The 12,487-nt window shown below is 60.4% G+C and carries 13 protein-coding genes; 1 reads left to right on the top strand and 12 read right to left on the bottom strand.

Annotation, left to right across the window (positions count from 1 at the left end):
* Positions 1-94: 94 nt before the first annotated feature.
* The 12 genes from lipA to KRR23_RS23160 form a co-directional block, all read right to left on the bottom strand.
* On the bottom strand, positions 95-1,093 hold the full coding sequence (gene lipA / locus KRR23_RS23215) for a lipoyl synthase (RefSeq protein ID WP_162491279.1): 999 nt from the start codon (positions 1,091-1,093) through the stop codon (positions 95-97).
* A 31-nt stretch (positions 1,094-1,124) separates the two neighbouring features.
* Positions 1,125-1,772, bottom strand: a complete 648-nt coding sequence (gene lipB / locus KRR23_RS23210) for a lipoyl(octanoyl) transferase LipB (protein WP_216744408.1) — start codon at positions 1,770-1,772, stop codon at positions 1,125-1,127.
* Positions 1,772-2,047: a DUF493 domain-containing protein gene (locus KRR23_RS23205; protein ID WP_003215438.1), complete on the bottom strand. Its 276-nt coding sequence runs from the start codon at positions 2,045-2,047 to the stop codon at positions 1,772-1,774. Before KRR23_RS23205 ends, lipB begins: the two co-directional genes overlap by 1 nt.
* Before the next feature lie 86 nt (positions 2,048-2,133).
* Positions 2,134-3,291 (bottom strand): D-alanyl-D-alanine carboxypeptidase family protein, encoded by a 1,158-nt coding sequence (locus tag KRR23_RS23200; protein WP_054594205.1) that lies wholly within the window; start codon positions 3,289-3,291, stop codon positions 2,134-2,136.
* 198 nt (positions 3,292-3,489) lie between these two features.
* A complete protein-coding gene (locus KRR23_RS23195; RefSeq protein ID WP_216744407.1) occupies positions 3,490-4,500 on the bottom strand; it encodes a septal ring lytic transglycosylase RlpA family protein in 1,011 nt (336 codons plus the stop codon).
* On the bottom strand, positions 4,500-5,510 hold the full coding sequence (mltB, locus tag KRR23_RS23190) for a lytic murein transglycosylase B (RefSeq protein WP_216744406.1): 1,011 nt from the start codon (positions 5,508-5,510) through the stop codon (positions 4,500-4,502). Before mltB ends, KRR23_RS23195 begins: the two co-directional genes overlap by 1 nt.
* Positions 5,511-5,527: 17 nt before the next feature.
* Positions 5,528-6,631, bottom strand: a complete 1,104-nt coding sequence (rodA, locus tag KRR23_RS23185) for a rod shape-determining protein RodA (protein WP_054594208.1) — start codon at positions 6,629-6,631, stop codon at positions 5,528-5,530.
* A 31-nt stretch (positions 6,632-6,662) separates the two neighbouring features.
* Entirely contained in the window at positions 6,663-8,558 is a 1,896-nt protein-coding gene (gene mrdA, locus KRR23_RS23180) for a penicillin-binding protein 2 (RefSeq protein ID WP_216744405.1), read from the bottom strand.
* Between the two features lie 12 nt (positions 8,559-8,570).
* On the bottom strand, positions 8,571-9,038 hold the full coding sequence (gene rlmH, locus KRR23_RS23175) for a 23S rRNA (pseudouridine(1915)-N(3))-methyltransferase RlmH (protein WP_003185785.1): 468 nt from the start codon (positions 9,036-9,038) through the stop codon (positions 8,571-8,573).
* Between the two features lie 9 nt (positions 9,039-9,047).
* Positions 9,048-9,542: a ribosome silencing factor gene (rsfS, locus tag KRR23_RS23170; RefSeq protein WP_216744404.1), complete on the bottom strand. Its 495-nt coding sequence runs from the start codon at positions 9,540-9,542 to the stop codon at positions 9,048-9,050.
* Positions 9,543-9,615: 73 nt separating this feature from the next.
* Positions 9,616-10,338 carry a nicotinate-nucleotide adenylyltransferase gene (gene nadD, locus KRR23_RS23165; RefSeq protein WP_237142966.1) on the bottom strand — a complete coding sequence of 241 codons (723 nt, stop codon included), beginning with the start codon at positions 10,336-10,338 and terminating at the stop codon, positions 9,616-9,618.
* A complete protein-coding gene (locus KRR23_RS23160; RefSeq protein WP_216744403.1) occupies positions 10,307-11,578 on the bottom strand; it encodes a glutamate-5-semialdehyde dehydrogenase in 1,272 nt (423 codons plus the stop codon). The genes nadD and KRR23_RS23160 overlap by 32 nt, the downstream gene beginning before the upstream one ends.
* Before the next feature lie 162 nt (positions 11,579-11,740).
* Between KRR23_RS23160 and KRR23_RS23155 the strand changes: the two genes are divergently transcribed.
* A complete protein-coding gene (locus KRR23_RS23155; RefSeq protein WP_216744457.1) occupies positions 11,741-12,427 on the top strand; it encodes a DNA-3-methyladenine glycosylase in 687 nt (228 codons plus the stop codon).
* The last annotated feature ends 60 nt before the right edge of the window (positions 12,428-12,487 follow it).

Here is a 12,487-nt window from a genome sequence, read left to right as displayed (position 1 = left end):
CCGCAGAGTGCAGGAAAAAACCGAGTGTGACGTGGTACCGAGTAGCTTTTAAACAAAAATGCCCGCAAGGCTCACGCCTTGCGGGCATTTCAGATCAGGACGACATCAACTCGGCCTTGACCAGTTTCGCCTGCTCGTCGGCGTGATACGAGGAACGTACCAGCGGGCCGGAGGCGACGTTCTTGAAGCCCATCTTGTAACCTTCCTCGGCGAACCAGGCGAAGGTGTCCGGGTGCACGAAACGCTGCACCGGCAAGTGGCTACGGGACGGTTGCAGGTACTGGCCCAGAGTCAGCATGTCGATATCGTGTTCGCGCATGCGCTTCATGACTTCGATAACTTCCTCGTCGGTCTCGCCCAGACCCAGCATCAGGCCGGACTTGGTCGGAATGTGCGGCATCATCTGCTTGAACTTCTGCAGCAGGGTCAGCGACCACTGATAGTCCGAACCCGGACGTGCAGCCTTGTACAGGCGCGGCACGGTTTCCAGGTTGTGGTTGAACACATCAGGCGGCTCGGCGGCGGTGATGGCCAGCGCCACGTCCATCCGGCCACGGTAGTCCGGAACGAGGGTCTCGAGCTGCACGTTCGGCGACAGCTTGCGGATTTCGCGGATGCAGTCGGCGAAGTGCTGAGCACCGCCGTCACGCAGGTCATCACGGTCTACCGAGGTGATCACCACGTACTTCAGTTTCAGGTCGGCGATGGCGATGGCCAGGCTTTCCGGTTCGTTGACGTCCAGCGGCTTCGGACGACCGTGGCCAACGTCGCAGAACGGGCAGCGACGGGTGCAGATGTCGCCCATGATCATGAAGGTTGCGGTGCCACCGGAGAAGCATTCGCCGAGGTTCGGGCAGGAAGCTTCTTCGCAGACGCTGTGCAACTTGTGTTTGCGCAGCAGGGCCTTGATACGGTCGACTTCCGGGGAAACCGGGATGCGCACGCGAATCCAGTCAGGCTTTTTCGGCAATTCGGTGGTTGGAATGATCTTCACCGGGATACGCGCAACCTTTTCGGCGCCGCGCAGCTTTACGCCAGCTTCCACTTTGGCACGCGGGGCCGGGCGCTCGGTAACATCCAGCGTCGGGATCATGGTTTGCACAGCGTCTTGCGCAGTAGTCATATCAGTCGATTCCGCCCGTTAGGGTCGTCTGCTCAGCATAGTCGAGGTGTTTGACGAGCTGCGCACGCAGCCGGGCACTTACCTCGGCAAATTCAATCGGCCCGGTGTGATCGCGCAGCTGGGTCATGGCCAGCCCGGCGTATCCACAGGGGTTAATCCGGCGAAATGGCGCAAGATCCATATCCACGTTCAAGGCCAGGCCATGAAAGGAGCAACCGTGGCGGATCCGCAGACCCAGAGAAGCAATTTTTGCACCGTTGACGTAGACGCCCGGTGCATCGGCCTTGGCCACGGCGGTGACGCCATAGCTGGCCAGCAGTTCGATCAGGCACTGTTCCATCCGGCTGACCAGGTCGCGCACGCCGAAACCCAGCTTGCGCACATCCAGCAGCAGATACGCCACCAACTGACCCGGGCCGTGGTAAGTCACTTGACCGCCACGATCGACCTGCACCACCGGAATATCGCCCGGAAGCAGCAGATGCTCAGCCTTGCCGGCCTGCCCCTGGGTGAAAACCGGTGGGTGCTCGACCAGCCAGATCTCGTCGGCGCGGTCGCTGCCGCGCTCGTTGGTAAACCGTTGCATGGCATGCCAGACCGGCTCGTAAGCCAGCTGGCCGAGCTCGCGAAAGCCCAGCGGTTCGGACATCACAGCACCATGTGCACGAAGCCGGTGGCCCGCAGTTCACTGTTGATGTTGTACAGCTGGTCCTGGTCGGTCGCGACGATGTGTAACTGAATCGTCGTGTACTTGCCATTGGTGCTTTGGCGTTCGTCCACACGGTCATGATTGATCGTCGCGTGCTTCTTGACGATTTCGATGATCTTGTCTTTGTTGCCCACACCGGTATCGCTGATCACCTTAACCGGGTAGTCAACGTTGGGGAATTCGATCTTGGGCGCCTTTACTTCAGTATCGGTCATGGCGTAACGGCCTCGTAAGCGTAAGCCGTGGCAACGGACATGGTCCCGCTCTGGATTGGAACGGGGCCATGCAGGTCCACACTAATTCAGTTGAACAAGCCGTAGAAGAATAGACGGATGCTATCCCACATGCGGCGGAAGATACCACCTTGGTCGACCGCGTCCAGCGCGATCAGATCAGCGCTGTGCACGACCTTGTCGTCCAGTTTCACTTCGACTTTACCAATCACGTCGCCCTTGGCGATCGGCGCGACCAGTTGCGGGTTCATGGTCATGCTGGCAGCGAGCTTTTTCAGCTGGCCTTTTGGCAAAGTCATGGTCAGGTCTTCAGCCAGGCCGGCTTTGACCTGGTTGGTGGTGCCCTTCCAGACTGGAGCCTGAGCCAGCTCGGCGCCTTTCTGATAGAAGGTCTGGGTTTCGAAGAAGCGGAAACCGTAGGTCAGCAGCTTCTGGGTTTCAGCAGCGCGAGCGCTTTCGCTGTTGGTGCCGAATACCACGGCGATCAGGCGCATGCCATCACGTACCGCCGAGGACACCATGCAATAGCCGGCTTCTTCGGTGTGACCGGTTTTCAGACCGTCAACGGTCTTGTCACGCCACAGCAGCAGGTTGCGGTTGGGTTGCTTGATGCCGTTCCAGAAGAACTCTTTCTGCGAGTAGATCGCATAGTGAGCCGGGTCTTCGTGGATGATCGCACGCGCCAGAATGGCCATGTCGTGAGCCGTGGAATAGTGCTCAGGGTTTGGCAGACCGGTCGGGTTCATGAAGTGGCTGTTGTTCATGCCCAGGTCGGCAACAGTCTTGTTCATGAGGTCGGCGAACGCGTCTTCGCTGCCGGCGATGTGCTCGGAGAGCGCGACGCTGGCGTCGTTGCCCGACTGGATGATGATGCCGTGCAGCAGGTCGCTGACCGTGACCTGCGAGCCGACCTTGATGAACATCCGCGAACCGCCGGTGCGCCAGGCGTTCTCACTGACGGTCACCGGATCGTTTTCACCGATCTGGCCGCGACGGATTTCCAGGGTCGCAATGTACGCTGTCATCAGCTTGGTCAGGCTGGCTGGCGGCAGACGCTGGTCACCGTTGTTCTCGACCAGCACGTTGCCGCTGCTGGCGTCCATGAGCACATAGGATTTAGCGGCCAGTTGTGGTGGCGACGGCATCATCTCGACCGCAAAAGCGGCGGGTGAGAGGAGCAGCGGGACTAGCAGGCACAGGCGTTTGGCAAAGGTGGTGATGTTCATCCGTCTCTCGAAATCGCTAATGGAAACTGCCCTAAGGGCAAAACTAATCAGACAACCTGCTTGGCTCTCTACGAAAACTGCGGGTTATCGCGTGTTCAGTTGTTCACTCTCTAACCCTTGCCGGGCTTTTATTGTTCAACGAGCCAACAACTCAGGCTCACCCCCCAAACCGCAAGTGAACCTTGAATCAGGAATTGCTTATTCAGCCGTCACCAGGCTCGGCGAACCGAGATTGGCCAGGCGCACGCTGTTTTGCACTTGCGCGATTTCACCCTGCGAGCCGATTGGCCCCAAGCGAACCCGATGCAGTGTCTGTTGGTTGCGCACGATCGAGCTGATGAACACCGGAGCGCTCACCATCCCGCTCAACTTCGATCTCAGGAGTTCTGCAGCGTCCGGGTTGGCGAACGCGCCCACCTGCAGATACTGGCCAGAGGCTGGTACAGAAGCGTTTTTTTTTGCATCGAGCTGCACCGGCACAACGGCCGCGGCATGTTGCTGCGGCGGTGGCGTCCATTGCTCGACGGTGCCGGCCGACGCGGTAATCACCGGTGCGCTATTTTGCGCGACTTGCGGCTCGTTGAGCATCAACGGCGCAGGTCGGCCTTTTGCCGCCCACCACTCTTGCGGGTCGATGCCTTCAACCTTGACCCGCGCAGTGCCAATCTCGGCATACCCGAGTTTCTTGGCCGCGGCGTAGGACAAGTCGATGATGCGATCCGAATAGAACGGCCCACGGTCATTGACCCGCAGGATCACGCTCTTGTTGTTGTCCAGGTTGGTCACCCGAACATAGCTGGGCAATGGCAGGGTCTTGTGTGCGGCACTCATGCCGTACAGGTCATACACTTCGCCGTTGGCGGTGTTCTGCCCGTGAAACTTGGTGCCATACCAGGACGCCGTGCCCGAAGCGACATAACGCTTGGATTCGGCCAGCGGAAAGTAGGTCTTGCCCAGCACGGTATACGGGTTGGCCTTGTACGGGCCGGTGTGCAGGGTCGGCGTGGCATCGGGAATCCGCGAAATGTCCACATCCCACCACGGCGCACCGTCTTTGTGGGCACGGTTGATATCCAGGCCTGGTGTCGCGCGTACCGCGGTCGTGTATTTTTGTTGCGGTGCACGACTGGTCGAACAGCTGACCACGAGCAACGACAACGCGGCGAAAGCCACCAGCTTCAGGGGTTTGCGGATTGGCGATTCCAGCATTACTTGACGCCCCGTGCTTGGACCAGCATTTCAGACAACTGATGTACAGCCATGGCGTACATCACGCTGCGGTTATAACGCGTAATCGCGTAAAAATTCTTCAGGCCCATCCAGTATTCAGGGCCATTGTCACCTTCCAGCCTGAAAGCCGTGACCGGCATATCATCGCGCAGCGCATCATGACTCGACCAGCCCAACGCTCGCAACTCCCCGACGGTTTTCGTCGGTTCGATGCCGGTAGTCAGACCGTCGTCGACCTGATCGCCGCGCACATCGGCCCGGCTGACCACCGGTTCGCCTGCCTCCCAGCCGTGACGCTTGAAATAGCTGGCAACGCTGCCGATGGCATCAATCGGATTGGTCCAGATATTAATGTGGCCATCACCGTCGAAATCCACCGCATAGGCGCGAAAGCTGCTCGGCATGAACTGCGGCAAGCCCATGGCGCCGGCGTACGAGCCTTTAAGCGTCAGCGGGTCGACCTGCTCTTCACGCGCCAGCAGCAGGAACTCACGCAATTCCTTGCGGAAGAATTCTGCACGTGGAGGGTAGTCGAAACTGAGGGTCGACAACGCGTCGATCACCCGATAATTACCGGTATTTCGGCCGAAAAAGGTTTCAACGCCGATGATCGAGACGATCACCTGCGCCGGAACGCCGTATTCCCGCTCGGCGCGGGCCAGCGCCGCTTCGTGCTGACGCCAGAAATCCACGCCCCGGGCGATCCGCGCGTCGGTCAGGAACATCGGGCGATATTCCTTCCATTGCTTGACCCGCTCGGCCGGTCGGGAGATCGCGTCGAGAATCGATTGCTTGCGCTCGGCCTCGCGGAACACGCCCATCAGCTGTTCACCGGCAAAACCATAGTCGCGGGTCATTTCACCGACGAATTCGGCCACTTGGGGCGAGCCTTCATAATCGCCGGCCAGCGCTTCCTGCGCTGCACCAAGGATGCTTACCAGGCCGACCCACGGAGCGTATCGAGTCGCCCAGCCACGCATTACTTGCATTGAAATCTTCACCTTATTCAAACCTGTGCGATCCACTTACGATGGGTATGGATCGACATCAAAACCCCAAACGCTGACAGCAGCGTCACCAGCGAAGTTCCGCCGTAGCTAATGAACGGCAACGGCACCCCCACCACCGGCAACAGGCCACTGACCATACCGATGTTGACGAAAACATAAACAAAAAACGTCATGGTCAGGCTGCCGGCGAGCAATTTGCCGAACAAAGTCTGCGCCTGGGCGGTAATCACCAGCCCACGGCCAATCAACAGCAGGTAAATCAGCAGCAAGGCGCAAATGCCCACCAGACCGAACTCTTCGCCCATCACCGCAATGATGAAGTCGGTGTGGCTTTCCGGCAGAAAGTCCAGGTGCGACTGGGTGCCCAGCAGCCAGCCTTTACCAAACACGCCGCCGGAACCGATGGCGGCCTTGGACTGAATGATGTTCCAGCCGGTGCCGAGCGGATCGCTCTCCGGGTCGAGGAAGGTCAGGATCCGCTGCTTCTGGTAGTCATGCATGATGAAGAACCACATCGCGACCGCCACCGGCACGGCTGCCGCGACCACGCTGAGGATCCAGCGCCAGCGCAGGCCACCCATGAACAGTACGAAAGCACCGCCCGCAAGGATCAGCAGCGACGTGCCGAGGTCCGGCTGACGCACGATCAGGATGAACGGCAAGCCGATCAGGAACAGACTGACTCCGACATGCTTGAGTTGCGGTGGCAACGTGCGCTTGGACAGGTACCAGGCAATCGTCGCCGGCATCAGGATCTTCATGAATTCCGAGGGCTGGAAGCGAATCACCCCGGGAATGTTGATCCAGCGCGTCGCGCCCATGGCGTTGTGGCCCATCACGTCCACCACTACCAGCAAGATCACCCCGAGCACATAGCCCAGCGGCACCCAACGCGCCATGAAACGCGGTTCGAACTGGGCGATGACGATCATCGACACCAGGCCGATCCCGAACGACGTCGCTTGTTTGGCCAGCAGGTCCCAGCTCTTGCCGCTCGCCGAATACAGCACGAACAGGCTGCCGGCCGCGAGGATCAGCAGCAGGATCAGCAAGGGGCCATCGATGTGCAGGCGTTGCAACAGCGTCGCGCGGCGACGCATCACATCCTCACTGGAGAGGATGCGATCAAAATTACTCTTCACGGGCCGTAGCCTCCGCGCTGATAGGGCTGTCGTACTCGGGTTTGAGTCGGCCGTCCAGGCCCAGGAGCCAGGCATCCATGACTTGCCGCACCACAGGCGCCGCGACACCGGAGCCGGACTCACCGTTCTCGACCATCACCGCCACGGTGATTTTCGGGTTGTCGGCCGGCGCAAAGCCGACGAACAAGGCGTGGTCGCGGTGGCGTTCCTGAACCTTGGAGCGGTCGTACTTCTCGCCCTGTTTGATCGCGACTACCTGGGCGGTACCCGACTTGCCGGCAATCCGGTATTGCGAGCCGATCGCCGCTTTACGTGCGGTGCCGCGGGCACCGTGCATCACTTGCTGCATGCCGTGATTGACCTTGGTCCAGTCCGACGCGTCACGCAGAACAATGTCCGGCATCGGGTTCGGGTCCTGCGGCTTTTGGCCTTCGATGGTTTTCGCCAGGTGCGGACGGTTCCACTTGCCCTTGTTGGCGACCAGCGCCGTGGCCTGGGCCAACTGCAACGGGGTGGACTGCATGTAGCCCTGGCCGATCCCCAGAATCAGCGTTTCACCCGGGAACCACGCCTGACGTCGGGTCGCGCGTTTCCATTCGCGGGACGGCATCAGCCCCGGCGACTCTTCGAACATGTCCAGCGAGACCTTCTGGCCGATACCGAACTTGCCCATATAGGCCGCCAACCGATCGATCCCCAGCTTGTGCGCCAGGTCGTAGAAGTAGGTGTCGTTGGAACGCATGATCGCCGTGTCCAGATCCACATAGCCGTCGCCGGTGCGGTTCCAGTTACGGTATTTGTGATCGTAGTTGGGCAGCATGTAGTAACCCGGGTCGAAAACCCGGGTCGAGGCCGTCACGACGCCAGAGTCCAGCCCGGCAATTGCCACGGCCGGCTTGATGGTCGAACCCGGCGGATACAGACCGCGCAGCACGCGGTTGAACAGTGGCCGGTCGATCGAGTCACGCAACTCGGCGTAGGCCTTGAAGCTGATGCCGGTCACGAACAGGTTCGGGTCAAAACTCGGCTGGCTGACCATTGCCAGCACTTCGCCAGTGTTCGGGTCCAGCGCCACTACCGCACCACGGCGCCCACCCAATGCGGCTTCGGCGGCTTCCTGCAGCTTGATGTCCAGGCTCAGGACGATGTCCTTGCCGGGGATCGGATCGGTACGCTTGAGCACCCGCAATACGCGGCCACGGGCGTTGGTCTCGACTTCTTCGTAACCGACCTGACCGTGCAATTCCGGCTCGTAAAAGCGCTCGATGCCGGTTTTGCCAATTTGATGAGTACCGCTGTAAGCCACCGGATCCAGAGTCTTCAGCTCTTTCTCGTTGATCCGCCCCATATACCCGACCGAGTGCGCAAAATGCGGACCCTGCGGATAGTGACGTACCAACTGCGCAACCACTTCGACGCCTGGCAGGCGGAACTGATTCACCGCGATCCGGGCGATCTGCTCTTCTGTCAGCTCGAACAGGATCGGCACCGGCTCGAACGGTCGGCGCCCCTGCTTCATGCGTTTTTCGAAGACCGCACGATCTTCAGGCGTCAGTTGCAGCACTTCAACGATGACATCGAGCACTTGCTTCCAGTCGCCCGAACGTTCGCGGGTCATGCTCAGACTGAAGCTGGGCCGGTTATCGGCCACCACCACGCCATTACGGTCATAGATCAGCCCGCGAGTCGGCGGAATCGGCTGAACGTGAACGCGGTTGTTTTCCGACAGCGTCGAGTGGTACTCGTACTGAATCACTTGCAGGAAATACAGCCGCGCGATCAGCACGCCGATCAGCGTGACCACCGCAATTGCCCCGAACACGACCCGGCCGCGCACCAGACGGGCGTCTTTCTCGTGGTCCTTGATGCGGATCGGCTGAGACATGGGGGCGCTGAACTACTTGTGGTAAGGGTGCCCGGACAGCACGGTCCAGGCGCGATACAACTGTTCACCAATCAGAATCCGCACCAGCGGGTGCGGCAAGGTCAGTGGCGACAGCGACCAGCGCTGATCAGCCCGTGCACAAACTTCCGGCGCCAGCCCTTCGGGGCCGCCGACCATGAAGTTCACCGTGCGCGAGTCCAGCCGCCAGCGGTCGAGCTCGACCGCCAGTTGCTCGGTGCTCCAGGGCTTGCCGTGAACTTCGAGGGTGACGATGCGCTCGTTCGGGCCGACCTTGGCCAGCATGGCTTCGCCCTCCTGGCGAATGAAGCGCGCCACGTCAGCGTTCTTGCCACGGGTGTTGAGCGGTATTTCCACCAGTTCCAGCGCCAGCTCGGAAGGAAGACGCTTGGCATATTCATGCCAGCCTTCTTCCACCCACTTGGGCATGCGTGAACCGACGGCGATCAGACGCAGTCGCACAGCGAACCCTTATTGCTGGTCTTTGTTGAGCTTGGTGAAATGCTCGTGGCCGACTTCAGGGCTGTGGTGCTTGCCATCGGTGGCACGGCTCAGCTCGGCACCTTCCCACAGACGCTCCAGGTCGTAGAACTGGCGGGCCGAGGCGGTCATCATGTGTACGATGACATCGTCCATGTCCAGCAGTACCCAGTCACTGTCGCCCTTGCCTTCTTCACCCAGCGGCTTGACGCCTTGGGCCTTGACCGCCTCGCGGACCTTATCCAGCATCGCGCCGATCTGACGGTTGGAAGTACCTGTAGCGATGATCATGAAGTCAGTGATGCTCTGCTTTTCACGAACGTCGATCACCAGAATGTCCTGGGACTTGACGTCTTCCAGAGCCGCTACGGCGACCTTGACCAGCTCTTCGCCGACGAGTGCCGGGCCGGTTTCAGCCGCTACTGGCAGCGGGGCGCTCTTGAACGAACCTTTGCGCTTTACTTTAGTTACGTCTTTGTCAGTCATATAAAACTCGTTTTGCTCGTATGTTCGGGCGCTTCAATACACGTTGTTGCCACGTGCCTCAAAGCACTCCTATTCAGTTCGACGCACGGTAAAGTCCGTGCGCATCGATATAGGCCAGGACCGCGTCGGGCACCAGGAAACGTACCGACTTACCGCTGGCCAGCAGTTGACGGATCTGGGTGGCGGATACCGCGAGCGGCGTCTGCCAGACGAATGCAATCTGTCCGCTCGACCCTTTGAGGGCCAGCGGGTCGCTCACCGAGCGCGCTGCCAGCAGGTTGCGCAAGGCATCCGGCGGTTCGCTGTCGGCATCCGGGCGTTGCAGCACCAGGATGTGGCAATGCTGGAGCAACTCTTCCCAGCGGTGCCAAGTGGGCAGGCCGCAAAATGCGTCCCAGCCCAAAAGTAGAAACAACTGGTCATCAGCGGCGAGTTCCGCACGCATCAGTTCCAGGGTGTCGATAGTGTAGGACGGCTTGTCGCGTTTGAGCTCGCGGTCATCCACTACCAACGGTGCTATACCGGCCACCGCGCGCTCGACCATCGCCAGACGGTCCTGCGCCGAAACCTGCGGCGTATCCCGATGCGGCGGCCTGGCGCTGGGCGTCAGGCGCAACTCATCGAGAGCCAGTGATTCAGCCACTTCCAGTGCACTGCGCAAATGGCCGATGTGCACCGGATCGAAGGTCCCGCCCAGGACGCCAATGCGCCGAGGGCCGGTTTCACTGGCGGTCACTGCGGCGCTCTGGCCGAGATCGCCCAAGTCAGACCGGCTCCTGGCCGCGCAACTGGCCATCACCGACCACGATGTACTTCTCGCAGGTCAGACCTTCGAGGCCCACCGGGCCGCGGGCGTGCAGCTTATCAGTAGAAATGCCAATCTCGGCACCCAATCCGTATTCGAAGCCATCGGCAAAGCACGTCGGCGTGTTGATCATCACTGAGGCCGAGTCGACTTCAGCCACGAAACGCCGGGTTTCACCCTGGTGTTCGCTGACGATCGAGTCGGTGTGGTGCGAGCCGTAATGGTTGATGTGCTCGATCGCCTGGTCCAGGCCGTCGACTACCAGGATCGACAGAATCGGTGCCAGGTATTCGGTGCTCCAGTCTTCTTCGGTCGCGGCCACGACGTCGATGATCGCCCGGGTGCGTTCGCAACCGCGCAGTTCGACGCCTTTTTCGCGAAACTGTTCAGCCATCGCCGGCAGGAACGCCTTGGCGACCGCTTGATCGACCAACAGGGTTTCCATCGCGCCACAGATGCCGTAACGGTAGGTCTTGGCGTTGAACGCAATGCGCTGGGCCTTCGGCAACTCGGCGTGGGCACTGACATACACATGACAGATGCCGTCCAGGTGCTTGATCACCGGCACTCGAGCGTCGCGACTGACCCGTTCGATCAGGCCCTTGCCGCCACGCGGTACGATTACGTCGACGTACTCGGGCATGGTGATCAGTGCGCCAACGGCAGCGCGGTCGGTGGTTTCGACCACTTGCACCACGGCCGCCGGCAAACCGGCTTCAGCCAGACCGCGCTGAATGCAGGCAGCAATCGCACGATTGGAATGAATGGCCTCGGAACCACCGCGCAGGATGGTTGCGTTACCCGACTTCAAGCACAGGCTCGCGGCATCGATGGTCACGTTTGGCCGCGACTCATAGATGATCCCGACCACGCCCAGCGGCACGCGCATCTTGCCGACCTGAATACCCGACGGCCGGTAACTCATGTCGCGGATCGAGCCGACCGGGTCAGGCAGCGCCGCCACCTGACGCAAACCGACGATCATGCCGTCAATGCGTGCGGGGGTCAGGGCCAGACGTTCGAGCATGGCCGGCTCAAGCCCATTGGCCCGGCCTGCGGCCAGATCCAGCTCATTGGCGGCGGTCAACTCGGCGCGAGCGTTATCCAAAGCGCTGGCGGCAGCCAGCAGGGCGCGGTTTTTCTGCCCGGTACTGGCACGGCCGATCACGCGGGAAGCATCGCGGGCAGCGCGACCCAAACGGGTCATGTAGTCAAGAACGGACTCAGTCATGGTCTCTGTGGTCTTGGCAAAGAGGAAAGCGGCAGATTATAGCTGTCGCGCGCTCCTACTAACAGCAGTGACGGGCGGATGGTCGAAATGGGCAGTGTTCAGCCTCGATTAAGTCCGCAGTTGTTATCATTCCGTCATATTTACCTGATCTCTTCGGCCGCCATGCCTATTTTGACCACAGCGAAGTTGCCAAAAGCCCTGCCCGACAGCTTTTTCAACCGTGACGCTCAGCTGCTTGCCTGTGAATTGCTGGGTAAAGTGATCCGCCATCGCGTCGGCGACCTGTGGCTTTCGGCGCGGATTATCGAGACCGAAGCCTATTACTGCGAAGAAAAAGGCAGCCACGCCTCTCTCGGCTATACAGAAAAACGTAAGGCTTTGTTTCTGGATGGTGGCCACATCTATATGTATTACGCCCGTGGTGGTGATTCGCTGAACTTCAGCGCCCGCGGGCCGGGCAATGCGGTGCTGATCAAATCGGCTTACCCGTGGGTCGATGAAATCTCCGGCCCGGCGAGCCTGGCGCAGATGCTGCTGAACAACCCCGACGCCAAGGGCCGACCGCGCCCCTCGCAAAAGCTCTGCGCCGGTCAGACCTTGCTGTGCAAGGCGCTGGGCCTGAAAGTACCGATTTGGGATGCCAAGCGCTTCGATCATGAAATACTGTTTGTCGAAGACGTCGGTGCACCTCCCCCACATGTCATCCAGAGCACACGCCTGGGGATTCCTCACGGCCGCGACGAACACCTGATGTACCGCTTCGTCGACGGCGCTTACGCATCCTACTGCACCCGGAACCCCCTGCGACGCGGTCAGGTCGAAAACCGCGACTATTTCCTGCTTCCCTGAATAGCGCTGCGGCTAGCAGCAAAAAACCCGACTGTGGGAGCGAGCCTGCTCGCTCCCACA

It is taken from the genome of Pseudomonas sp. CVAP#3 (assembly GCF_018986375.1).
Classification (GTDB): domain Bacteria; phylum Pseudomonadota; class Gammaproteobacteria; order Pseudomonadales; family Pseudomonadaceae; genus Aquipseudomonas; species Aquipseudomonas helvetica.
Note: the sequence above shows the minus strand (reverse complement) of the source record. Positions and strands in the feature narration are given on the sequence as shown.

Excerpts from the sequence above, each read along its gene's own strand:
- lipA (WP_162491279.1), bottom strand. The coding sequence starts at position 1,093 with ATGATCCCGACGCTGGATGTTACCGAGCGCCCGGCCCCGCGTGCCAAA.
- lipB (WP_216744408.1), bottom strand. The coding sequence starts at position 1,772 with ATGTCCGAACCGCTGGGCTTTCGCGAGCTCGGCCAGCTGGCTTACGAG.
- KRR23_RS23205 (WP_003215438.1), bottom strand. The coding sequence starts at position 2,047 with ATGACCGATACTGAAGTAAAGGCGCCCAAGATCGAATTCCCCAACGTT.
- KRR23_RS23200 (WP_054594205.1), bottom strand. The coding sequence starts at position 3,291 with ATGAACATCACCACCTTTGCCAAACGCCTGTGCCTGCTAGTCCCGCTG.
- KRR23_RS23195 (WP_216744407.1), bottom strand. The coding sequence starts at position 4,500 with ATGCTGGAATCGCCAATCCGCAAACCCCTGAAGCTGGTGGCTTTCGCC.
- mltB (WP_216744406.1), bottom strand. The coding sequence starts at position 5,510 with ATGCAAGTAATGCGTGGCTGGGCGACTCGATACGCTCCGTGGGTCGGC.
- rodA (WP_054594208.1), bottom strand. The coding sequence starts at position 6,631 with ATGCGTCGCCGCGCGACGCTGTTGCAACGCCTGCACATCGATGGCCCC.
- mrdA (WP_216744405.1), bottom strand. The coding sequence starts at position 8,558 with ATGTCTCAGCCGATCCGCATCAAGGACCACGAGAAAGACGCCCGTCTG.
- rsfS (WP_216744404.1), bottom strand. The coding sequence starts at position 9,542 with ATGACTGACAAAGACGTAACTAAAGTAAAGCGCAAAGGTTCGTTCAAG.
- nadD (WP_237142966.1), bottom strand. The coding sequence starts at position 10,338 with ATGGCCAGTTGCGCGGCCAGGAGCCGGTCTGACTTGGGCGATCTCGGC.
- KRR23_RS23160 (WP_216744403.1), bottom strand. The coding sequence starts at position 11,578 with ATGACTGAGTCCGTTCTTGACTACATGACCCGTTTGGGTCGCGCTGCC.
- KRR23_RS23155 (WP_216744457.1), top strand. The coding sequence starts at position 11,741 with ATGCCTATTTTGACCACAGCGAAGTTGCCAAAAGCCCTGCCCGACAGC.